Annotated in this window: 16 protein-coding genes; 6 read left to right on the top strand and 10 right to left on the bottom strand. The window is 62.6% G+C overall.

Translation table 11 applies throughout. The annotated features are described in order from the left end of the window. From ACR9Y2_RS04680 to ACR9Y2_RS04665, 4 genes are read left to right on the top strand one after another with little or no spacing between them, the layout of a single operon-like run. Entirely contained in the window at positions 1-1,368 is a 1,368-nt protein-coding gene (locus ACR9Y2_RS04680; RefSeq protein WP_435039896.1) for an APC family permease, read from the top strand. After that, a complete protein-coding gene (locus ACR9Y2_RS04675) occupies positions 1,365-2,633 on the top strand; it encodes a M20 family metallopeptidase (protein ID WP_435039895.1) in 1,269 nt (422 codons plus the stop codon). The genes ACR9Y2_RS04680 and ACR9Y2_RS04675 overlap by 4 nt, the downstream gene beginning before the upstream one ends. Next, the gene (locus ACR9Y2_RS04670; protein WP_435039894.1) at positions 2,633-4,612 is read left to right on the top strand and encodes a hypothetical protein; all 1,980 of its coding nucleotides are present in this window, start codon (positions 2,633-2,635) and stop codon (positions 4,610-4,612) included. The genes ACR9Y2_RS04675 and ACR9Y2_RS04670 overlap by 1 nt, the downstream gene beginning before the upstream one ends. Before the next feature lie 42 nt (positions 4,613-4,654). Next, the gene (locus ACR9Y2_RS04665) at positions 4,655-5,587 is read left to right on the top strand and encodes an aldo/keto reductase (RefSeq protein WP_435039893.1); all 933 of its coding nucleotides are present in this window, start codon (positions 4,655-4,657) and stop codon (positions 5,585-5,587) included. 91 nt (positions 5,588-5,678) lie between these two features. On the opposite strand, the gene ACR9Y2_RS04660 is transcribed toward ACR9Y2_RS04665, so the two are convergent. Continuing rightward, positions 5,679-8,672 carry a carboxypeptidase regulatory-like domain-containing protein gene (locus ACR9Y2_RS04660; protein ID WP_435039892.1) on the bottom strand — a complete coding sequence of 998 codons (2,994 nt, stop codon included), beginning with the start codon at positions 8,670-8,672 and terminating at the stop codon, positions 5,679-5,681. Positions 8,673-9,076: 404 nt separating this feature from the next. Next, positions 9,077-9,790, bottom strand: a complete 714-nt coding sequence (locus ACR9Y2_RS04655; RefSeq protein ID WP_435039891.1) for a YoaK family protein — start codon at positions 9,788-9,790, stop codon at positions 9,077-9,079. A gap of 411 nt (positions 9,791-10,201) precedes the next feature. On the opposite strand from ACR9Y2_RS04655, the gene ACR9Y2_RS04650 reads away from it, so the two are divergent. Next, the gene (locus tag ACR9Y2_RS04650; protein ID WP_435039890.1) at positions 10,202-10,495 is read left to right on the top strand and encodes a PilZ domain-containing protein; all 294 of its coding nucleotides are present in this window, start codon (positions 10,202-10,204) and stop codon (positions 10,493-10,495) included. An 87-nt stretch (positions 10,496-10,582) separates the two neighbouring features. Next, on the top strand, positions 10,583-12,034 hold the full coding sequence (locus ACR9Y2_RS04645) for a nitronate monooxygenase (protein ID WP_435039889.1): 1,452 nt from the start codon (positions 10,583-10,585) through the stop codon (positions 12,032-12,034). Between the two features lies 1 nt (position 12,035). Here the strand turns inward: ACR9Y2_RS04645 and ACR9Y2_RS04640 are convergent, their stop codons facing one another. The 8 genes from ACR9Y2_RS04640 to ACR9Y2_RS04605 form a co-directional block, all read right to left on the bottom strand. Beyond that, the gene (locus ACR9Y2_RS04640) at positions 12,036-12,788 is read right to left on the bottom strand and encodes a response regulator transcription factor (RefSeq protein WP_435039888.1); all 753 of its coding nucleotides are present in this window, start codon (positions 12,786-12,788) and stop codon (positions 12,036-12,038) included. Beyond that, positions 12,785-13,678, bottom strand: a complete 894-nt coding sequence (locus ACR9Y2_RS04635) for a sensor histidine kinase (RefSeq protein WP_435039887.1) — start codon at positions 13,676-13,678, stop codon at positions 12,785-12,787. Before ACR9Y2_RS04635 ends, ACR9Y2_RS04640 begins: the two co-directional genes overlap by 4 nt. 114 nt (positions 13,679-13,792) lie before the next feature. Beyond that, positions 13,793-14,647 carry an acyl-CoA desaturase gene (locus ACR9Y2_RS04630; protein WP_435039886.1) on the bottom strand — a complete coding sequence of 285 codons (855 nt, stop codon included), beginning with the start codon at positions 14,645-14,647 and terminating at the stop codon, positions 13,793-13,795. Between the two features lie 119 nt (positions 14,648-14,766). After that, complete coding sequence (locus ACR9Y2_RS04625) at positions 14,767-15,576, bottom strand: chemotaxis protein CheW (RefSeq protein ID WP_435039885.1); 810 nt, start codon at positions 15,574-15,576, stop codon at positions 14,767-14,769. Then, positions 15,576-18,263: a hybrid sensor histidine kinase/response regulator gene (locus ACR9Y2_RS04620; protein WP_435039884.1), complete on the bottom strand. Its 2,688-nt coding sequence runs from the start codon at positions 18,261-18,263 to the stop codon at positions 15,576-15,578. Before ACR9Y2_RS04620 ends, ACR9Y2_RS04625 begins: the two co-directional genes overlap by 1 nt. 32 nt (positions 18,264-18,295) lie before the next feature. After that, a complete protein-coding gene (locus tag ACR9Y2_RS04615; protein ID WP_435039883.1) occupies positions 18,296-20,479 on the bottom strand; it encodes a methyl-accepting chemotaxis protein in 2,184 nt (727 codons plus the stop codon). Positions 20,480-20,551: 72 nt separating this feature from the next. Next, the gene (locus tag ACR9Y2_RS04610; RefSeq protein WP_435039882.1) at positions 20,552-21,667 is read right to left on the bottom strand and encodes a chemotaxis protein CheW; all 1,116 of its coding nucleotides are present in this window, start codon (positions 21,665-21,667) and stop codon (positions 20,552-20,554) included. Between the two features lie 21 nt (positions 21,668-21,688). Then, the gene (locus ACR9Y2_RS04605) at positions 21,689-22,051 is read right to left on the bottom strand and encodes a response regulator transcription factor (RefSeq protein WP_435039881.1); all 363 of its coding nucleotides are present in this window, start codon (positions 22,049-22,051) and stop codon (positions 21,689-21,691) included. Positions 22,052-22,062 lie beyond the last annotated feature (11 nt).

Here is a 22,062-nt window from a genome sequence, read left to right as displayed (position 1 = left end):
ATGTCCCAAGCACAGGCACCACCCCACGAGCTGAAGCGTATTCTTACTAGGCGCGACCTGATTCTCTATGGGCTGGTTCTGCTGGGGCCCACGGCGGCGTATCCGGTATATGGGATTGTCCAGCAGACCTCGCACGGCCATGCGGTCTTCGCCTATCTGATCGCCATGACAGCGATGCTGTTCACGGCCGCCAGTTATGGCAAGATGTCGAGCGCGTTCCCGTCCGCTGGATCCACATATACCTACACAAACCGGGCGCTGAACACCCACGTCGGCTTCCTGGCCGGATGGGCCATGCTGTTGGATTACTTCCTCATCCCACTGCTGAGCGTGGTGTATGCCGCGCTCACCGCCAGCCGCACTCTGCCCCAGGTGCCCTATGCCGTCTGGGCGATCCTCTTCACGCTCGCCATCACGCTGGTGAATGTGCGCGGACTGCGCGTCACGGCCCGCGCGGGCAACGTCATGATGGCTCTGATGTGCGTCTGCGCGGCGCTGTTCGTGATTCTCGCGGGCTGGCACACCGTCAGCCACCACGGCTGGGCCGGACTGGTTCAGTTCCGCAACATCTACAACCCGGCCGAGTTCTCTATGCGCCCGCTGGTGCTGGGCGCCTCGATCGCCAGCCTCTCCTACATCGGTTTCGATGCGATTTCCGCGCTGGCCGAAGACACCATTCGTCCGGAGCGCGACATCTCGATTGCCACCATCCTGGTGTGCGTCGTTCAAACGCTCCTCTGCGTTCTCACTGTTTACATGGCCGCTTTGGTCTGGCCGGATTACCAAAGCTACAAGGATCCGGAAACCGTGATTCTCGACATCGGGGCGCTGGCTGGCGGGCCCTGGATGTTGGGATTCATGACCTTCATCCTGCTGGTGGCCGCCCTCGCCAGCGCCTTGACCGGCCAGGCCGGCGCATCAAGGCTCCTTCTGGGCATGGGTCGCGATGGTGTGATTTCGCCTCGTATCTTTGCCCATGTCGATCCGAGGTACTCCACCCCGGTGCGCGGCATCTATTTCATGGGTGTGGTCTCGCTGCTGGGCTCGCTGCTGCTGCGATTTCAGTTGGTCGTCGAGTTGCTGAATTTTGGCGCCTTTGCCGGCTTCATCCTGGTGAATCTGAGCGTCATCCGCCATTTCTATCTGCGCCAGCATCAGCGCACGGGGCTTGCGGTGTTGGGGAGCTTGGTCTTTCCACTACTCGGCGCGGGCTTCTGTACCTACATCTGGCTGAATCTCAGTACCAAAGCGCAATTGGCCGGCTTCGGCTGGCTGGCCTGCGGACTTATTTACCTTGCCGTCCTGACGCGCGGCTTCCGGCTGTCGCCGCGCTCCATGAACAGCCTTGCCGCCGGTGAATTGCCATGACCCCTGAACTCGAACAACAACTCATTGCCTATGTCAGCCGGAACCGCGAGGCGTTGGTGGGCCTGGTCTCCGACCTGGTTCGCTGCCCATCGGAAAACACACCGCCGACCGGCCAGGAGGGGGCTTGTCAACGCTATCTGTTCGATGCGCTGCAGCGGTCCGGATACGAGCCTGAGCTGTACGCACTCGAGGCAGTTCCGGGCCTGCTCACTCATCCCCTCTACTACCCTGGCCGCGACTATTCCGGACGCCCCAACCTGGTCGCGCGACGCCGCGGTGCAGGCGGAGGCCGATCCCTCATTCTCTCGGGGCACATCGACACGGTCCCCCGCGGTACACAGAATTGGAGCGCCGACCCCTTCTCCGGCCGCGTCGACGGGAACCTGCTCTACGGCCGGGGCTCGAATGACATGAAAGCCGGGATTGCCTCGAATCTCTTCGTCGCCCAGGCGCTCTCCGAACTCGGCATCGAGCTTCGCGGCGACCTGAGTATTGAATCGGTCGTCGACGAAGAATTCGGAGGTGTGAACGGGACGTTGGCCGCGCGGGTGGCCGGTATCACGGCCGACGCCGCAATCGTGAGTGAACCGTCGGCACTGCGTGTCTGTGCCGGTCAGCGCGGAGGCCGGACGGCGCAGATCACCTTCCATTCTCCCGGTGATGTCGTGGGGCAGGTGACGCATTTTCTGGTCGCATTGCGCGAATTCGCGGCCATTCGCCGCACAGCCGCCATCCATCCGCTGTATGCCGGTTGCGAAGATGCAGTGCCGGTCTCCGTCACCAAGATCTTCACCGGCCCCTGGGGCAATTCCGAGCCGATCACTGTCCCCCAGGAATGCCGGCTCGAGGTCTTCTGGCAATTGATGCCAGGCGAGGAACAGGCCGCGGTCGAGAGCCAGTTTCAGGCATGGTTTGAGGACGTTCTGTCCTCCGCCTCCAACCTGTACCTGCGCCGTCCTTCCCTGGAGTATCCCATCCGCTGGCTGCCCGGATCTGCCATTCCCGCGAGTCAGCCGGTCGTTCGCGAATTGCAGGCTTGTGCGGGGAAGGTGCTGCCATCAGCGCCGTCCGTGACAGGGATTGAAGGACCCTGCGATCTATACATCTTCCACGAATTCGGGATCCCCGCTGTTCTTTGGGGCGCCTGCGGGAGAAATGCGCACGGTCCGGATGAGTCTGTTGAGATCGACTCCGTCGTGGCCGCGACGCAGGCTTTACTGCTCTTCGTTTGCCAGTGGTGCGGCGTGAAGGAGGACACCCACTGATGCGGGTCATCGTGCTGCTGCTGGTCATGGCCGTCTCGACGCAGGCGCAAGTCTACTCGCCCCGCGTGCTGTTGCAGGGGCAGCCCGATCCGTCCGACCTCACCCGTTTCGCCAACGGCATCTGTGCTCGAGCAAAGGCTGTCACTCCGCGCGCCCGTGCGGAGGCGATCTGGCGCTACTTCCTAACGGATGGACGTTTCGTAGCGCCCGGCGCCTGGTATCACATCGCGGGGTGGGCCTACGAAGAGCCGATGGGCGAGATCCTGGATCCGCTGAAGCTGATCAATAGCTATGGCTTTGGTCTTTGCTACCAACTGGCGCCGGTGCTGGCCGCCACGTGGAAGGCCGCTGGACTGGAAGATGCCCGGGTGTGGTTCCTCACCGGCCACACCGTTGCGGAGGTCTTCTACGACGGAGCCTACCACCACTACGATTCCGACATGCTGGGCTACACCACAGTCGGCCGGGGTGCGGCCGGCCAATCGGTGGTCGCTTCCGTCCGGCAACTTGAGACCGATCCATCCATCCTCCTTTCGAAGCTCAAGGGCCCGAAGGAAGTAGACCCGGCGCTTGTGGATCAACCCTGGTACCCGGCGGACCTTCGCGCGGGCGCCATCGACGGCCTGGCCGAGCTCTTCTCCACCAGCGCCGACAACTCCGTCTTTGCGTTCGAGCGTGCCCCGGCGGGCTACCACCCCGGCTTCGTTCTTCGCCCCAACGAGCGCATGATCCGTTACTTCCACCCGGAACGCCCGGGTCGCTTCTATCTGCCCTACCGATTTGACGGGAAGTCCTGGACGGAGTTCCCGCGCGAAGTGGCCCAATACGCCATCCGGACCAGTGATGGTCCACGATCCCAGAAGGACGATCGGAATTGGGGTACGGGCAGGCTGGAGTACACGCCTGTGCTGGATAACGCGCCATCGCAGGCGATCGCGGTGCGCAGTCCCTTCGTCATCATCGACAGCGAATTCAAGCTTGAGGTCGCGCTACCGGGGCAGTCCGCGGTCATTGAGCTGGAAACCTCAGTGGATGGCGGCCGCTCGTGGTTGCCGGCCGGCCTGCGCCGCGGCCCCTTTACGGGCGCCTGGAAGGCAGAGCCCGCTGTCCTGCAGAGTTCCGCGCATGGCCGCCGGACCGCCGTCAGCGGCCGCTACAGCTACCTCGTTAGGCTCAAATTGAGCGGAGGCGCGCAGGCCCGTTCGATGACTTTGTCCACCCACTTCCAGCACAATCCACGAAATCTTCCGGCGCTTGCGCCCGGGCAAAATCAACTGGTCTTTGCCTCCGAGCCGCCGCTGCTGCAGGTGGCCGCACCCATCGAGGTCACGACGGCTGGTGAAAATGCCGTCAGTCACTCCGGGGCGAGATTTGTTTCCAGCGGCGGCCAGGGCTACTGGCTGCCGGATGGGGCCGGTCCCGCCGAATTCGTCTTTCGGCTTGCGGCGCAGGATGGAGCACCACTTTCCGGATTCAACGTGGGCGGCCGCTTTCTCGACCTCAGCCGCGGGTTGGCGCCGGACAAGCTGACTGCCGAGGTCCGCTCCGTGCCTGCCTTCGATTCGAAGGGAGCGGCCGCTGCCATTGCCTGGAGCACCTCACCCACGGGGCCCTTTCAGACGATCTGGAGTTACGCCCCGGCCTTTTCATGGAAAGATGGCAGCGTGATCGATCGCACGATCCGCTGGCCGGAGGTTGACCGCCACGTCGACGCCCCAGGGTCGCGCGAAGTCTATGTTCGGTTCAGCTTCAGGGGACTCGCGCTGGACGACATCCGGCTCAGTCTCGAAGCAGCACCGCCGGCAGGCGGCTGTCCACTCCAGATCACCCAGCGCTGGAAGGAAAATGGCGTGGCGAAATCGGCGCTACGAACGATCGCCGCGGGCAGCCGCCGCGACAAGTACAGCGTAGTGACTGCTGTCGGAGCCAAGGTGGTGAACGAGGCGCTGATCCTGGAGTGCCTCCCCGGCAAGCCATAGAAGCAGACCCGCGCTCTACAATGGGGCAAGGAGCACTGCTATATGGATCGTCGTGAGTTTCTAGGTACCGCAGTAGCGGGAACGACCACGGCCGCGCACGGGGCGGCAGCCTCCCTGCCGCGCCGCGAGTACAAACCGGGCATCGACCTTTCCATCATTGCTTTCGGTGGCATCGTCGTCTGTCGTCTGGGCCAGGATGAGGCCAACCGGCGCGTGGCCCAAGCCTTTGACCGTGGTGTGAACTATTTCGACTGCGCCCCGTCCTACTTCGATGGAGAGGCGGAGATCAAGCTCGGCGAGGCCTTACAGCCATACCGTAACAAGGTCTTCCTGGCTGAAAAGACCACGCGGCGCGATGCCAAGGGCGCGCGCCAGGAGCTGGAGCAAACACTCAAGCGGTTTCACACCGATCATGTGGATCTCTATCAGTTCCACGCCGTCGGTTCGATGGACGACGTAGACAAGATCCTCGCACCTGGAGGCGCGGCGGAGACCTTCATGGCCGCCCGCAAGGAAGGCAAGGTGCGGCATCTCGGCTTTTCGGCGCACGACGCTCCGGCGGCCATCCGCCTGATGGATGCACTGCCATTGGATAGCGTCTTGTTTCCGGTGAATGTCAACGCCTGGGAGCATGGCGGCTTCGGTCCGCAGATCCTGGCCAAGGCAAAGTCCAAGGGGATGGCGAGGATGGCTCTCAAGGCGCTGGCCTTCGGCATGTGGCCAAAGACCCTGAAGGAGAGCGATCGCAAGTATCCGAAGTGCTGGTATCAGCCGATCGACGACCGGGAGATGGCGCGCCAGGCCCTGCGGTTCACACTGAATCAGGACCTCACAGCGGCAGTGCCGCCGGGCGACGAACGGATCTTTGACCTTGCTTTGGAACTCGCGTCGGCGCCCCTGCCAGTGTTGACAGGTACGGAACTGGCGGAGTTGAAGGCCAAAGTCTCGACGCTGGCCCCGGTCTTCCACGTCTGACCCCCGCTAGCCGGGCAGTTCGCAGCTGGAAAAACGGGGCGACCTGCTGAGAGGCCGCCCCGTTTGTCGTGTTCAGGGGATAGCGATCCGGCTAGAAGTTCAGGCGGAATGAAACCTGGAGGCTTCTGGCATTGGATCCGGTGATGTAACCGCGGCTTCCATTGCCCGTGCCGGCAGTGGCCAGGGGTGTGAAAATGCCGTTGGTTACGGTGTAGGCGGCCGTGTTCACGCTGGTGTTGAACTGCGAATTGAGCAGGTTGTAGGCTTCGAAGACCAACCGTCCGGTGAAGCGCTCAGTGAACGGGAGCGGACGGGCTAGCCGGGCGTTCACGCTGTACTCGTTGTCTCCGCGAAGGCTGTTCACGGGCAGGAAAGGCACTCGTTGCCACCCGCCTCCTCCTGTCAGGGAATTTGCAAATGCGGAAGGTACGCCCGAGAACTGCTGTCCCAGCACGATGGCCATGGCCGTGGCCGGCAGCGGCGATGCGAGGGTGGTGACAGAGGAGAGTTCCCAGCCGTTCAGCAGGAACCGCGACGCGGCAGATTCGCTCTTGATGATCCTGGGCTGCCATGTCCAATCGATGACGGCCCGATGGCGCTGGTCGTTACCAGAGTTTCCCTGGTCGGCGCGGAAGTCGTTCGCTGAACTACCCACCGGCAAGCCTCCAACAATCAGTGGGCTGCCGATGTCGTCGATGGCATGGGACCAGGTGTAGGCGATGTGTGCGGTGAAGCCATGTGTCATCTTTTTGCTGAGCTCCGCCACCAGGGCGTTGTACCACGAGGATCCGCCATTCGTGACCTGGTAGACATGGGCCCGAGTGGTGTCCTGGCGATAGCGATAGAAGTAAGTCGAATACGTTCCGTCTTTGCTGCCATCTTCGTCCAGGATCGTGTACGTGACCTTCTTTGTCGTCGTGGCGATGTTCACCTCTTCCGCGGTCCGCAGTTTCAAGCCGCGGCTGCCGACATAGCCGAGGTTCATGGTGAAACCGGAGCCCAGTGCTTTCTCCAGCGAGAGGGTCGCCTGCCGCGTGTAAGGGTTGCTTGGCTTGCCGGATTCGTACATGAGGTTGCCGGTGCCGCTTGGCGCCGTCCTCGCCGTGAGGCTATTGGGAAAGTACGGCGACCCGGTCTGGGTGGGGTAGGCCAGGATGCTGGGTTGGTAAGCGCCATTGCCTGTGAATAGGGCGTCGAGCAACTCGCCGCTCTGCATTGAGTGAAAGAGACCGAAGCTGGCGCGGACTACCGTGCGCTCGTTCGCTTTCAAAGCGAATCCGATTCGGGGATCCGCGTTGTACGAGGGTGACTTGATCTGGCGTGTCTGGTAGTAACTGGCGTCCCAGGCCGTGGGCTTTGGAATGTACTGCTTGCTGTAGCGGAGTCCTGCCGTCACCTGGAAGTTCGGAGTAACCTTCCAGACGTCCTGGGCATACATACCGATCTCGGAACTGGGCAGTCTCCTCAGCGACAGGCCGCGCGATTGCGTGAACTCCGTGTAGTTCTTGCCCGCACTGCTCGCCAGATCCTGGGCGAACGACGTCAGCGAATTGTAGTAATACGTGCCCTTCGCATTGGGCAGCATGTCGATCCAGTCGCGCGTTCTGGTTATATCCGCGCCGACCATGATCGTATGGGCGCCGACGCTCACACGAAAGTTGTCGACAAACTGATAGCGCCGCTCGCGCATGATCCCGCTGTCCTGGTTGTTTGCACCGATGGAGCTGCCCAGAAGATTAATTCCGATGCCGCCAGTGGAAAGCGTTGAGGTGGTGGGGAGGGTGGCAATGCGATCCTGGAACACGCCCAGCCGCATCTCATTGGTGGAACTGGCCGTCGGAGCGCTAATCCACTCAAGCCTGGCGTACTGCGTGTCCTGCTTGGTGTTGCCGTTGTCCAGCAAGCCTCCATTGGCACTGACGGCCTGGCCTTGCAGACCGAGAGGAGAGCGGGCCTGCGTCGCGAACACGGAGAGGTTGAAGGTGTTGCGGTCGCTGCGGCGGTAGTCGAGCCTGGCGATGCCCGAGATGGTACGCTCCGATCGCGGTACGAGAACATTCATCTGGTTCTGAATGAACCTGGTGGCCGCCGCGCACTGCACCGCGGTGGCGGTACAGGTGGAAGAGTCGACGGTCATGCCGGTGCTGTCGGTGAGAAGCGGATTGGTGATGCGGTTCAGCCGCTGCCCGTGACCGTCGGCAATCTCCAGATTGGTGAAATAGAACAGTTTGGTTCTGGGCACGTTGCCGCCCAGGTTGAAGCCGAACTGATTCCGCTTGCCGAAGAGCTGGTTGCCCAGGGCATAGCGGTCTGTGGCATTCAGGCTGTTGTTGCTGAAGTATTCATACAGCCCGCCGTGCAATTGGCTGCTGCCGGCGCGAGTAACTACATTGACGGCCCCGCCTTTGCCGTGTCCAAACTCCACGGGGGCTGCTGCCGCCAGGACTTCTATGCCCTGGACTGCATCCTGCGACACCGGACCGGCTGCCACTGTGCGGCGCGCCGAGTAGGTATTGGTCGTGAGAATCCCGTCTGTGAAATAAGCGTTGCCGGAGGAGTCGCCGCGGATGGCGGGTGCATTCTGCGTGTAGTCGATGCTGGTGACCGGAGACAGCAATACGAGACTGTCCCAGCGGCGCTGCTGTGTGGGTAGAAGCTGCAGTTGACGCTGGCTCAGGGCCACGCCGACAGGCAGCAATGAGTTGTCCAGCTGCACGTCGGCCGGGGTATCGGAACTGCTTGTGGCTGAGTCCTGCGGCCGCATGGAAATGTCGAAAGACGACTGCTTACCGGCCAGTACTTCGAATTCCTTACTGTCCCAGTCGAGGTAGCGCTGGTGGGTGGCGTGCAACCGGTAACCCGTGGCAGGGGGTAGGCCGGTAATCTCGAACACGCCGTCGTCAGTGCTCAGGAAGCTCCGCGTCACGCCCATGCCAGGGTTTTCCAGGCTCAATTCGGCTCCCGGCATGCCGACACCCTGCTGATCTACGACTCGTCCGCGGACGACACCAGAGCCCACAACCGATTGGGCCCAGGCGCTGGCGGGGTATAGACACACGAATAGCATTAGAAGAATTCGATTCATAAACATAACCTCGGAATTGACCTGGTCAACGTATAGAAGCGCGCCGGAAGCAGGCGGTTTCGTGCTCAATCCGCTATTTACAGTACTTTACACTCGCTTAGCATCGGCGAAGCGCGATGTAATGTTTATCAGTAAAGCCGGGCAGGCTTCGCTGGGACGACGCGTGAATCTATAGGTTTAGGTACGTGGAGAGTAGGGCAGGCGGCGTATCCGGCATGCAAACAAAATCCAGAAATTGCAGGCGCACGCGCCAAGCCTTAGAGCGCTATTCTTAACAAATTTGACTGTACTTAAATTGACTTATCCGGGGAGGATTGCCATCGCCTGATGGGCAATGTCCGCCCAGCGGAGGCTGTCGTATGCCTGTAACGGTTGGGGGGGGCGCCAACGACCGAGCCCGTGCTCTATCTTGCTGGTGAGGTGGTGGAAAGCAGGGCTGCCGAGATCAGGGCGACTGCGCCTGAGACAGCCAAAGGCACTGCCAGCCCAAACCGGAGCAGCAGCGCGCCCAGGGCGGCCCCGGTGAACATCAGGCAGACCGAGGCCAGGCGCCGTGATATCCGGAGATTGGTGCCCCCGGCCAGCGACGAATCGGCGGCAATCCCGGTCAGCGTAAGAGTGAGTACGGTGGTGGTCAAATCCGGCACTCCCAGCCGCCGGACCGTGGCGTTCCTCAGGCCCATGGCCACTGCGGTCAGGGCAATTGCGGCATACAGGACGGCGGAATGGTTCTCTGCGGAGGCGTCGAACCCAATTGCGGCCAGTGCCGCAGCCAGCAGGAATCCACCTTCCGTCAGCACCGCTGTGACCAGCCACTGCGGAGTCGAATGTGACGCCATGGCCTTTGCGAGCCGGCCGCCGCCAATTGCTCCAGCGATGAACATTCCCAGGGACGCCAGCGAACGGGTAACCGACAGCCCGGGGGTCCCGGCGACCGCAAATCCGAGGAACACGATGTTGCCCGTCATGTTTGCGGTGAAGACCCGACCAAGCCCCAGAACGCTAACAGCATCGATCAGGCCTGTGCTGAACGTGAGCAGCAGCAGCGCGGCCAGCAACGGCAGTTCGTCTGCCTTAGCCGGCTCTTTTGCGGGTTGGGTGACAGTCGAGGGGGTCATCTGATTAGTGGATCAACGAGCCTGGAGTCTGGACTGCCGGCCGTTGGACCTGCTTCGGACGATTCTTCACGGGTGGAGCCGCACTGCGAAGAGGCGGATTCGGCACCGGAAGCGGGAATGCCTTCGGTGGAATGCTTCACAGGCGGCATCCACCCGCGTTCAGGCAATTCCAGGGAGCTGGAGAATGCCATCACTGCCCCGATTCTGCGGCATTGAGCACAGATCAGCTACCCCCGATGGGGTGTGTCCGAACCTTGGGGTATGGCGCAATCTTCACGTCTCCCGATTGGCCGGCCGGCTTTCTCCGGCTGTTTTAGTGAAAGTAGTACCTGGCGTCACGTAGTACCATTCACACCCATTCGTGTGTCACTCCATCTTGTTTGTTTGCAGTAGATAGGGTCTCCTTGAGATATGGCGAATGAACAAGACCGCCGGGCCTCGGCGCGCCAAACCGAAGATTGCAGCATCTACTTTTTTGGCGAGGGTTCACAGGGAACCTGGCAGCTGCGCGGTGTGGTGTCGGACGTCTCCGGCGACGGTTTGGGGTTCCGGTCTCAGCACAAGTGGGACGTCGGAACCATTCTGTGGTGTGCCGTTCCGTCCAAGGCGATCTATTCAAGGGCCATGGTGTGTCACTGCACGGGGCGCCCCTGGGATCGCAAAACCGGCGTCCGCCTGCTCGCCGGAACCCTAGCACGTGACTAGCCGAATCAGGGCTATTCGGTCTTTTGGATCTGTTATTACAAAACTCTGACAATCCAGCCCCTGCGCGTATAGGATGATGCTCTATAGATGGGCAACTCTTCCAGTTTTACCCTCCCCAAGATCATTCAGGGCGGGATGGGCGTCGGTGTTTCGAATTGGCGGCTCGCCCGCACAGTCTCCAGTTTGGGCCAGCTTGGCGTCGTCTCCGGTACGGCCCTGGATCGGGTTCTGATCCGGCGGCTGCAGGACGGTGATCCCGGCGGCCACATGCGCCAGGCGCTGGACGCTTTCCCTTTCCCCGAGATCTCCGCGTCGATCCTCGCCAAGTACTACATCGAGGGCGGCAAGGAAGAGAAGACCGCCTATCGGAATGCTCCGCTCCACGACAAGGTCATGCCGCGTGAAGTGGCCGAGCTATGCGTCGCAGCCAACTTCGTGGAGATCTTCCTGGCCAAGGTGGGCCACTCTAACCCAGTCGGTATCAACTACTTGGAAAAGATCCAGCCGCCCCACTTGGCCTCCATTTACGGTGCGATGCTGGCCGGTGTGGACTATGTCCTTATGGGCGCTGGTATCCCCATGAAGATCCCGGGCGTGCTCGACCGCTTCGTGAATCACGAGTCCGCCACCTATCCGCTCTACGTGGCCGGAGCCCAGCCCGGCGACGACACCACTATGGTGTTCGACCCGCGCGAGTTCCGCGAACACAGCCTGCCGCCGTTGAAGCGGCCCATGTTCCTGGCGATTATTGCCTCCAACACCCTTGCGGTGACCCTCGTTAAGAAGGCCAACGGCAAAGTGGACGGATTCGTCATCGAAGGCCCCACGGCTGGTGGCCACAACGCTCCGCCGCGCGGCAAACTCCTTTTGAATGAGAAGAACGAGCCGGTCTACGGCGAGCGTGACAAGGTCGATCTGCCCAAAATGTGCGAACTCGGCCTGCCGTTCTGGCTGGCCGGCGGCTACGGTTCCCCCGAGATGCTGGCCGAGGCGATCGACGCCGGCGCCGCCGGAGTCCAGGTGGGCACCGCTTTCGCTTACTCCGACGAATCCGGGCTGCGCGACGACTACAAACAGCAGGTGCTGCAACTCGTCCGCGACGGCGAAGCCACCGTCTTCACCGACCGCCTGGCCTCGCCCACGGGTTTCCCGTTCAAAGTCGTGCAAACGGCCGGTACCGTTTCCGATGCCACGGTGTACGACGCCCGCCCGCGCATCTGCGACCTGGGCTATCTGCGCGAAGCCTACCGCACCTCGGAAGGCCAGATCGATTTCCGGTGCGCCTCAGAGCCTGTGTCCATCTTCGTCTCCAAAGGCGGCGACATTGCCGAGACCGTGGGTCGCAAATGCGTCTGCAATGCCCTGATGGCCACCGTCGGCCAACCGCAGATCCGCAACGGTAAATACCTGGAGGCCGGTGTCATCACCAGCGGCGACGATCTTCCTGAAATTAAACGCTTTATGCACGATGACGGCAGCCGCTACCATGCCTCGGATGTCGTCACCCTGATGCTCAGCAAAGTGCAGGAACTGGTCTAGCTCACTTCGAAGCGGGGGGATCGGCCACAAACCGGTACCCCACTCCACGCACTGTCAACAGGTGCCGCGGCCGTGTGGGCACGTCTTCTATATAGCGGCGGAGCCGGACAATGAAGTTGTCAATCGCCCGCGTATCCGTATCTTCACGCAGGCCCCATACCTCTTCCAGCATGGTTTTGCGCGACACCGGAGTGCCCTCGTGCTGGATCAGATGCCGCAGCAGGTTCGCCTCCATCAGGGTGAGCGGGAATGCTTCGCCACGGACGACCAACTCCAGCCGGTCGAAGTTCACTGATTTGTCGCCAAAGGTATAGGTGTCCTTCGGTTCCGGAGGTGTCGCCACCGCGCTGGAGATGGACGACTGCAGCCACTCTCTCCGCCGCAGCAAACCCCGTAGCCGCGCAATCAGGATCCCCAAATCGAACGGTTTGGTCAGGTAATCATCGGCGCCGGCGGAGAACCCGCGCAACACGTCCTCCGGATGGCCGCGCGCGGTCAGCATCAGGGTGGGGATAAACTGCCCGCTTTGACGGAGTTCCGAGATCACAGTGAACCCGTCCTTGCCCGGCAGCATCACGTCCAGCACGACCACGTCGAAGGCGGCCGATTGCGGGGAAGGAATCTCCGGCGCCAGCAAAGCCAGCGCCGCTTCACCATTGTCGACGACCTCTACCTGGTAGCCTTCCGCCTCCAGGTTGAAGCGCAGCCCCTCGGCCAGGTGCTGCTCGTCCTCGACAACAAGAATACGGCTCATAATGCGATGGGAAGCTGCAAAACAAACGTGCTGCCGCGGCCCGGCCCCTCACTCTCAGCCCAAACCCGGCCGCCGTGCCGCTTGGCCACCGAGCGCACAATAAACAGACCCAACCCGGTGCCCTTCACCCGCGCGGCCACCGGACCCGGCACCCGGTAGAACCGCTTGAAGATCGACTTGAGCTCCGACTTGGCGATGCCCGGGCCATGGTCGATGACCCGCACCACCGCGAACTTCTCGTCCGATCGCGTCGTTTCCACCGTAACATCGACCTCTTTGCCCGAGTACTTCACCGCGTTGTCGATCAGGTTTGAGATGGCGGCCCGCACCTCTTCTGGATCCCCCAGTACCTGCAGGGGTGAACTCGGGATATGCTTCAGCGACTCCACCGGAACCCGATGGAGGGTCCGCGCCCGGTTCAGGCACTCGGTCACCATGGCATCCAAGTCGATGGGCAATACAGTCAATCGCTTGCCGGAAGCTCCGATGCGTCCGGCGCGCAGCACCTGTTCCACCGTGCTGAGCAGCCGGTCGCTGTCTTCCAGCATGATCCGGTAGAACTCGTGACGCTTCGGCTCGTCCACCTGCCTGGTTTGTAAGGTCTCCAGATACAGGCGGATAGAGGCGACCGGAGTCTTCAGTTCGTGGGTGACGGCATTGATGAACGCGTCGTGCTGCTCATTCCGGCGGATCTCGCGCACCAGGAAGATCGTGTTGAGAACAACACCACTGATGATCAGCGCCAGCAGCACCACGCCCAGGGCCAGCAGAATGCCCGTGCGCCAGCTGAGCAGGACCCAGCCGACGTAAAGCAGAACCGTGACGGCAATCAAGCCGACGCCCAGGGCGATAAAGAAGGCGATCGACTTGCGGCGTCCGGCGACAACCATACCTCTAGGGTATGCCAGAGCGAAGGAGGTCATGAAGATGTTTGGGGAGAAATGGAATCGCCCCGCTGCCAGCCTTTTCAGCCGGGCAGCGGGGCGATGGAGAATAGTTTGATACTAGGCGGCTTCGCGGTCAGCCACGGTGGAGGTGATGGACGCGACACGAATCGCTTTGGCGATGCCCAGCGCCTTGAGAACCTTGATCTGAATCCAGGACGGGTCGAACTCATACCAAGCCAGGCCATGCCGGGCTGAAGTGGGATGGGCGTGGTGGTTGTTGTGCCAGCCTTCGCCAAACGTCATCAGCGCGACCCACCAGTTGTTGCGGGAATCGTCACGGGTGTTGAACCGGCGGCCGCCCCACATGTGAGTGGCGGAGTTCACCAGCCAGGTAGCATGCAGGCCGACGACGACGCGCAGGCAGATGCCCCACAGCATCAGCGGTAGACCGCCCACGGCCAGCAGGATCAAGCCCAGTGCGACCATCGGAATCCAGTGCCAGTTGTTCAGCCAGAGGTAGAACTTGTGCTTCGCCAGGTCCGGAGCGTACTTGGCCATCATCTTTGTATTGTTGTGGTTGGCCTCACCAAAGATGATCCAGCCGACATGCGACCACCACGCGCCGTCGCGCGGCGAATGCGGATCGCCGGGCTGGTCGGACTTCTGGTGGTGGATGCGGTGCGTGGCCACCCAGAAAATGGGGCCACCCTCCAGCGTCAGGGCGCCGCAAACCGCGAAAAAGTACTCCAGGAACAGCGGCACCTTGTACGACCGGTGCGTGTGGAGGCGATGATAACCCATGCTGATGCCAAGGCCGATCGCCAGGTAGTAGAGGCCGGCGGCTACCAGCAGGTTCCGCCAGCTGAACATAAACAGGGCCGCTACGGCCCCAATGTGGAACAGCACCAGCACGACGATGGTAATCCAGTTCATCCGCCGGCGGTTGGTCAGTGTGACAAGGTCAGCAGTCATGGGTTGTTCAGGGATAGATTGCCCAGTGAGGAATCTCTGATCCCAAGCTAACAGGGGTTTGTCTTTAGTTCTGTAAGAGTTGTGTAATAGCGAAGCGCCGTAGTATTACAAAAACTAAACTATAGGAGCGCATCGATGTCCGGGACCACCAGCAGGCGGCCCGTCCAGCGGAATACGCCGCGTATCGCCTCGGTGCGAAGTCCCACGTCCTCGGGATGGATTGCGGTCGACTGGCTGGGATTGACGCGTTGCAGCGCGGACGATGCCATAAACGCGATGGGCTCGTGACGACCCGTACCGCGTACGACCACCAAGCGCTCCTCGGCCGCACCCAGTTGCGGTTCCAGGCCGAAGCAGCGTGCCAGATCCACCAGTTGCGCAGTCTGGCCGCGCCAGGCCAAGATGCCCCGCAGCCAGCCACCCTCCACCTGCAAAGGGATCCAGGGCAGGGGTTCCGACACATCCAGCACCTGTTCCAGCGGGATGCCCACCACCACTTCCGGGCGCAGCGTATTCGATCGAGCCAGCCGTAGGGTAGTAACCAGGATCTGCGGCTCTTCCACGGCGGGAGCGATCCGTCCAGGTGTGGCCCGAGCAATCAGCGCAGGCTGCATCCGGATAGGCTCTGACGTGGCCAGAAACGCGGTCTTCACCAGAGGCACTGAGGCGCCATCGATTTCGACCACGCCCAGCAGCCCCTGGCCGGCCAGCCCCAGCCGTTCCGGCGGCTGGCAGATGGACGCCCGCTCGATTTCGGTCACGCCACCCACGCGGTCCACCGCGATGCGCTCTCCGGTGGCGCGATCCACCAGCAGCGTCCGGTACAGGGCCGAACGGTCCCGCTCGATCGAGGCGATCTCTTCCACGCCCACTGCGAACGATTGGCCGTGCCGGTCGCACATCAGCACCTGCAGCACATGTTCCGGCATCAGGCTACCCTCGTCGTATTCGAGCCGCCGTCGGCGCTATTCCTCAGGATGGAAAGCAGCATCTCTTCCTGATAGGGCTTCACCAGGTAGTGGGTCGCGCCCAGTGACAGCGCCTTCGTGCGGTGCTTCTCACCGGCGCGCGAAGTCAGCATCACGATCGGCGTCTTGCGGTAATCGGCCTGCGAGCGGAGCGTGGCCGTGAGTTCGAAGCCGTCCATGCGCGGCATCTCGATGTCCATCAGGATCACGTCGGGCTTGTGGTCGATGTGCTGCAGCATCTCCAGCGCTTCCAGCCCGTCCTTGGCCTGCAGCGGAGTCCAGCCATTGTTTTTGACCAGATTGGCCACCACGCGCCGCACGCTCAGCGAATCGTCGACAATCAGCACATTCAGCGGACGGCGCTGCACCGCCACCGCACGAGCTGCACCGGCCCGCACCTTCTGCGTCTGCTGGAAGCCCGGCGACAACGCCACTGGATTCAGGATCAGCACCACGTTCCCGTCGCCCGTCAGCGTAGCTCCGCCGATGCTGGCCGAGCGGCGCATGATGCCGGCCAGCGGCTTCACCATCACCTCTCGGGCGCCCGAGATGTGATCCACTGCCAGCGCGAACTCCTCATTGCCCGACCGCAGTACCAGCAGCGGCTGCCGCGGAGAAGGACCAGCTTCGGCTCGCGGTAGATTCAGTGCTTCGGACAAGTACAGCAGCGGTAGCAGGCTGGACCCCAGCCGCACCACCGGCTTGTGGCTCACATACTCCAACTGGGACGGCTCCAGCCGCGCCACCTGCGAGATGGCGGCCAGGGGCAGGGCATACGTCTCCTGCTGGTCTTCCACAAACAGGACCTTCGTGATCGCCAGCGTTGTAGGCATGCGCACTGTAAACGTGGCGCCCGACCCGACCGGCGATTCCAGTGTGACGCTGCCCTTCAGCGCTTCCACCGCACTCTTGACCACGTCCAGTCCAACACCGCGGCCCGAGATCTCGCTCACCGTGGCCGAGGTACTGAAGCCCGGCTCGAAGATCAACGAAAAAAGCTGCTGCCGAGTAGCCTGGGCCGCTTCGCTCTCCGTCAGGAAACCATGGCTGGCCGCGGTCTCCCGAATCTTTTCAGGATCCACGCCGGCCCCATCATCGCTGAGGCGGATCACCACTTCGGTGCCTTCCTGCGTGGCCCGCAGGCGCACACGGCCCTGCTCCGGCTTCCCGGCGGCGCGCCGCACTTCCGGCAACTCGATGCCGTGATCGACAGCATTGCGCAGCAGGTGATCCAGCGGCGCGGCCAACTGCTCCACTACACTTTTGTCGAGTTCGGCCGTCATGCCCTCGACTTCCAATTCCGCCAGCTTTCCACTCTTCTGGGAAGCCACGCGCACCGTGCGGTGCAGGCGGTTGGCCAGCAGGTTCAACGGCACCATGCGCAGCCGCACCAGCTTGTCCTGGACTTCGCTCGTCAGACGGCCCTGCATGCTCACATAGCTGTCGAACGAGCCAATCAACTGCTTCAACTGCGAGGTAGCCGTTGCCAGATCGCTGGTCGTTTCCGTCAGTTCGCGGGAAAGCAAATGGAGCTGCGTGTAGCGGTCGAACTCCAGCGCATCGAACTCAGGCGCGGAATCGCCCTTGTCCGAAGGCGCCGCCAAGCGGTTGCCCGAGGGCAGTTCCAGGTGCTCCGAATCAAACTGGGCCGTCAGGCGGCGGATGCGCTGCAGGCTGAGGTTGAGCTCTTCCACCTCCCGCGCGTAGGACGCCAGATGGCGCTCAAACCCCGAGCGGTTCACGAACAGCTCGCCCACCAGGCGGACCAGGTCGTCCAGCCGTTCCAGCGGGGCGCGCACCATGCGGCTGGAATCCGCCGTTTCCGCTTCTGGAATCGGCACCGGTGCCGGCTCCATCGGGAATGCGGCCGCCGGCTCCGCCTCCATCCCACTGGGCTCTTCCAGATCGGCCACCGCCAGGTCGAAAACCTGCAACAGTTCCCGAATCTGGTGGGAAAGCGGACCCACCCGGCCCTTCTGCCGCACCAGATCGCTGAGCGTATCGTACGTTGCCACCAGCAACTCATGACGGTCCGGCGAGTATTCCAACCGGCCTTCATACAGCAGGTCGAGCAAATCCTCCATGCGGTGCGCGAGACGGCTGAACGTCTCCAGGCCCACCATCGCTGCCGCGCCCTTGATGGTATGGATCGACCGGCGGATTTCGCGCAACACCGGACCACGGTCCGAAGTTCTCGAACTCAGATCACGAAACTGGATACCGGTGCTTTGCAGATGCTCGTCCGCTTCCTCCAGGAAGCCTGCCAGCAGGTCGGCCGGAATGCGGTCAAAGCGGGGCTCGGGCAGCTCGACCGGAGCCTCCGGTTCCGGGATGTCGGCCAACAGTTGCGCCATGCGCCGCACGCCTGCCGACATCGGTTCGAGGGCGGCCGGATCCAGCGGCTGTTCGTCCAGCACCACCGGATCCAGCAGAGTCTCCACCACGCGAGCCGCCTCGCCCAATTCGCTCATGCCGATGACACGGCTGGCGCCGCTGACGCAGTGCGACAACCGGTGTAGTTCCTCGGCGGCCTTCTGATCGCCGGGGATGGCCCGCAGGGACGCCAGACAGCGATCCATGCCGGGCAGGTAGCTGCGCGCCTCTTCCAGAAAGCCGCGCAGCACCTCGGGATCGAGCGCATTGCTCATAGCTCGCTCCTTGTCACTTCCGCCTCTGCCGCCTAAGCGGCGAGAGGAGTCCTTGTCTCACTCACCGGCAGTTTGAAGCGGCTGACAGAGCGGTTGAGCTCCTCTGCCAGGGCCGCCAGTTGACGAATCGAGGAAGCAGCTTGCCTCGCGCCATCGGCCGTCTGTTGCGTTACGTCAGAGATCCCCGTCACGTTGCGGGCGACCGACTCCGAGCCCGCGGCCTGCTGCTGCGCTGCCTGCGAGATCTGCGACACCAAATCCGCAATATGCTTAGATACCGCCTCGATCTGCGACAGCCGTTGGCCGGCTTCGTTGGCCAGTTGCGACCCGCCCACCACTTCGCGCGTCGTCTCTTCCATGGCCGAAATGGCTTCGGTCATGTCGCCCTGCACCGACTTGATCAGGGCGCCGATGCGCTTCGTCGCTTCCGTCGCGCGTTCCGCCAGCCGTTCCACTTCGTCCGCGACCACTGCGAAGCCCTTACCCGCTTCGCCCGCCATGGCCGCCTGGATCGACGCGTTCAACGCCAGAATACTCGTGCGGTCCGCGATGTCGCCAATCAGCTCGACGATCTCGCCAATCTCCTGCGAGCTCTCGCCCAGCCGCTTGATGCGCTTGGATGTCTCCTGCACCTGGCCGCGGATGGCGTTCATCCCCTCGATCGTCTTACGCACCGATTGCGCGCCCTGCTGCGCGCTGCCTAACGCTTCCTGCGCAACCACCGCGGCGCTCGATGCCGTCTTCGACACCTGCTGGATGCTGCCCGCCATCTGCTCAATGGCCGACGAGGCCTGGATGATCTGCACCGACTGCTCTTCACTGCCGCGTGCCAGCACCTCGGTCGTGGTCTGCACCTGGTTGGCCGAATTGTTTACCGCAAACGTCGTCTTCTGCACCGTCGAAATGATCGTGCGCAGCTCAGCCATCATGTAATTGAACGAATCCGCAATGGCGCCGGTGATGTCGGCCGTCACCTCGGCTTCCTTCCGCAGGTCGCCTTCGGCCACGCCGCTTACTTCGTCCAGCAGCCGCGAAATGCTGTGCTGGATCTGGTCGCGCTCTTCGCGGGACTGCATCAGGCTCAGCGTATTGTCCAGCGTGCTGTTCAGCCCCACCGCGATGCTGCCCAGTTCGTCGCTCGACCGCACCTCGGCGCGCGCCTGGAAGTTGCCGGCATCAATCTGCTTGAGCAGGGCCATGATGTGGCTCACCTGGCCCGTAATGCCGCGTTGGATGCGTAGCGTCGCGAACGCGGCCAGCAGCAGGATGCAGATAACAAAGCCGAGTTGCACCCACTTCTGGCTGTTCAGTTCCGCGATGCGCGCTTCCACTAATCCGGCGATGGCCGAACTGCTGGCGTCCCACACGGCGAAGTACGCGGCCACGGCTTTGGAGCCGTCTTCGTAATACGTTTTTGCCGTCACCGACGGGATTCCTTCAATGAACTGGAAGCGCGTCAGCTTCGAGTAGTACCCCGCCGTTTCACGCGCCGCGCGCACCTTCGGTTCCAGCGACTCGCGCATCGCCTTGTCCTTCGACATGGCCATGTCCGCGTTGCGCTCCACAACCGCGCTGGTGTTCTCGATCTGCCGCGACAGAAAGATCATCTGCGCCGTATCTTCCGCCGACAATTTTCCCTTGCTGGTGCTGCCCGCGCCCTGGGCGCGCAACTCCTCCAGCGCCTCGGCCGTCTGGACCACCTGCACCAGCAGGTTGTCCGCGAGATAGAACGACTCAACATCCGGATCCATCGTCAGGCCGCTGGAGTCGCCAATCTGGCGGATCAGCGTCAGGGTATTCTGGATGGCGGCCGTGTGCAGTGAGAACGCATCCTTCGGGGCCATGGTCAGCACGCGCTCCTTGAGGATGTTCCAGGTGGCAGTGATCTGGTCCCACTGTTTGCCGTATTCCTTTTGCTTGCCTGTATCGGCCGCAATTTCTTGCATATCGCTGGCCACGTTGCCCTGCAACCTGACCAGTTCGTTCTGCACCGAAAGGTCACCGTTGAGATAAACATTGGTCAGCGCGCGATGCTGCGCGAGGTGTTCCAACAGCCGCCGCACCGGTTGCAGCGATTCGAGTCCGGCAATTTCAGCGCGCGACTTCGCAATCTGCTCGTTCCGGCTGGTGACGAACAGGAACATCAATACGATGATGGGTGTGGCGCCTAGCAGGGCCAGGACCATCAGCTTCTGCCAGATCTTCAGATTCTTCATGGTGACCGAACTCTCCTTACCTCTCCAAACCGTTCAACTCCCGCTCCAGCCCCGTGCCGGAGCCGATCGTGATCAAAAAGCCGCTGGCTGTTCGCGCAGCTCTGATGCGGCAAATACCCTATCGAGATCCAACACACTCAACAGCCGCCCTTTGTGCGACCCGATCCCCTCCAGAAACGGGGTCGTGCGGCCGTCCAGCCAATGCGGTGTGCGATGTAGCTCTTCCCTCGCCAGCATCGCCACGCCCTGCAGCGCATCCACCACCAGGGCTACAGGCGAATCGTCGGGCGACGGCCGCACCACCAGAATTCGGGCATCGTGCGGACGGCCGGGGCTCTCCAGCTCCAGCAGCATCGCCAGGTCCACCAGCGGCAGCACCGCGCCGCGCAGGTTCGCCACTCCAATCACGAAGGCAGGCAGGCCCGGAACGGTCGTCACCTTCGGCATGCGCTCCGTTTCCATCACGCGAGTCAGCGGGACGGCGTAGCTCTCGCCCGCCAGTTGAAAGGCCAGGAACCGCTCCGTCACTCGGCCCGCGCCCGGCGGCGGCTCGGGCAGCCTGGGCCGGACGCTCTCCGCGAGTTCGCGCTTCATGGCGCCCAGCAGCAGCCGCAGTGCGCCGTCGTCACGCTCGGTTTCCGTTGCGGTACCTGTGGACGGGGCCTCCGCGTGCCCGGCTTCCACCGGTTCCACCCTCTCGACTGTGGGCAGCCCCTCCCTGGGTACGGCGGGCAGCACCGGACGCAGGTCCGCCAGGAAACTCACTTCCTCCGCAGCGTGCTTCCAGCCCAGCGGCTGCGGCTCTGTCACCTGGCTGTCGGCTACAGGCCCGGCCGGCAGCGCAGTACCGGGCTCCTCGCCAGGCAGCACAATCGATAGCGACTCCAGATCGACGAAAGTCTCTGGCAGGGGCTCCGTTACCGTTGTTTCGGGCTGGGCGACGCGCGCCTCTGCCGTTGCTTCTGAGTCGTCGAGCAGCAGCCGGTCCATCAGCGCCGAAACGGAGACGGGTTCATCCGCCGCCGGCTCGTACAGCCGGTCAGGCCCGGCTTCCAGTTCACTCGACTCCACATCCTGCCAGTTGCCCAGCAGCTCCGCCAGCAGCCCGTCCATGGGCAGATCGCCGCCCTCGACCGGGGTCCTGTCATCGAATCCAAGAAAGAGATCGTCGCGTTCGGAGCCGCTCATGGTGCGTACCTCGCCTGCGAACTACAGCGCGCTCTCCACCGCGGCCAGCAGGTCGGCCGGCTCAAAGGGCTTGGTGACATAGCCGTCGGCGCCCTGCTTCAGGCCCCAGTAACGGTCCGAGTCCTGCGACTTGCTGCTCACCATGATGATCTTGATCGCCTTGGTGTCGCCGGCCGCCTTCAGTTGCCTGCACACCTGGTAACCGTTCTTCTTGGGCAGCACAACGTCCAGCAGGATGACGTCCGGGTGGTAGGCCTGCGCGTGGTGCAGCGCCTCTTCCCCATCGGCCGCGGTGAGGATCTCATAGCCTCGCCCCTCAATCGCCGACTGCATCAGTTTCAGGTGAGCTGGACTGTCGTCCACCACAAGAATGGTTCTTGCCATAATCCTTCCCT

The sequence above is a fragment of the Paludibaculum fermentans genome (assembly GCF_051172195.1).
GTDB lineage: Bacteria > Acidobacteriota > Terriglobia > Bryobacterales > Bryobacteraceae > Paludibaculum > Paludibaculum fermentans_A.
Note: the sequence above shows the minus strand (reverse complement) of the source record. Positions and strands in the feature narration are given on the sequence as shown.

Excerpts from the sequence above, each read along its gene's own strand:
- ACR9Y2_RS04680 (WP_435039896.1), top strand. The coding sequence starts at position 1 with ATGTCCCAAGCACAGGCACCACCCCACGAGCTGAAGCGTATTCTTACT.
- ACR9Y2_RS04675 (WP_435039895.1), top strand. The coding sequence starts at position 1,365 with ATGACCCCTGAACTCGAACAACAACTCATTGCCTATGTCAGCCGGAAC.
- ACR9Y2_RS04670 (WP_435039894.1), top strand. The coding sequence starts at position 2,633 with ATGCGGGTCATCGTGCTGCTGCTGGTCATGGCCGTCTCGACGCAGGCG.
- ACR9Y2_RS04665 (WP_435039893.1), top strand. The coding sequence starts at position 4,655 with ATGGATCGTCGTGAGTTTCTAGGTACCGCAGTAGCGGGAACGACCACG.
- ACR9Y2_RS04660 (WP_435039892.1), bottom strand. The coding sequence starts at position 8,672 with ATGAATCGAATTCTTCTAATGCTATTCGTGTGTCTATACCCCGCCAGC.
- ACR9Y2_RS04655 (WP_435039891.1), bottom strand. The coding sequence starts at position 9,790 with ATGACCCCCTCGACTGTCACCCAACCCGCAAAAGAGCCGGCTAAGGCA.
- ACR9Y2_RS04650 (WP_435039890.1), top strand. The coding sequence starts at position 10,202 with ATGGCGAATGAACAAGACCGCCGGGCCTCGGCGCGCCAAACCGAAGAT.
- ACR9Y2_RS04645 (WP_435039889.1), top strand. The coding sequence starts at position 10,583 with ATGGGCAACTCTTCCAGTTTTACCCTCCCCAAGATCATTCAGGGCGGG.
- ACR9Y2_RS04640 (WP_435039888.1), bottom strand. The coding sequence starts at position 12,788 with ATGAGCCGTATTCTTGTTGTCGAGGACGAGCAGCACCTGGCCGAGGGG.
- ACR9Y2_RS04635 (WP_435039887.1), bottom strand. The coding sequence starts at position 13,678 with ATGGTTGTCGCCGGACGCCGCAAGTCGATCGCCTTCTTTATCGCCCTG.
- ACR9Y2_RS04630 (WP_435039886.1), bottom strand. The coding sequence starts at position 14,647 with ATGACTGCTGACCTTGTCACACTGACCAACCGCCGGCGGATGAACTGG.
- ACR9Y2_RS04625 (WP_435039885.1), bottom strand. The coding sequence starts at position 15,576 with ATGCCGGAACATGTGCTGCAGGTGCTGATGTGCGACCGGCACGGCCAA.
- ACR9Y2_RS04620 (WP_435039884.1), bottom strand. The coding sequence starts at position 18,263 with ATGAGCAATGCGCTCGATCCCGAGGTGCTGCGCGGCTTTCTGGAAGAG.
- ACR9Y2_RS04615 (WP_435039883.1), bottom strand. The coding sequence starts at position 20,479 with ATGAAGAATCTGAAGATCTGGCAGAAGCTGATGGTCCTGGCCCTGCTA.
- ACR9Y2_RS04610 (WP_435039882.1), bottom strand. The coding sequence starts at position 21,667 with ATGAGCGGCTCCGAACGCGACGATCTCTTTCTTGGATTCGATGACAGG.
- ACR9Y2_RS04605 (WP_435039881.1), bottom strand. The coding sequence starts at position 22,051 with ATGGCAAGAACCATTCTTGTGGTGGACGACAGTCCAGCTCACCTGAAA.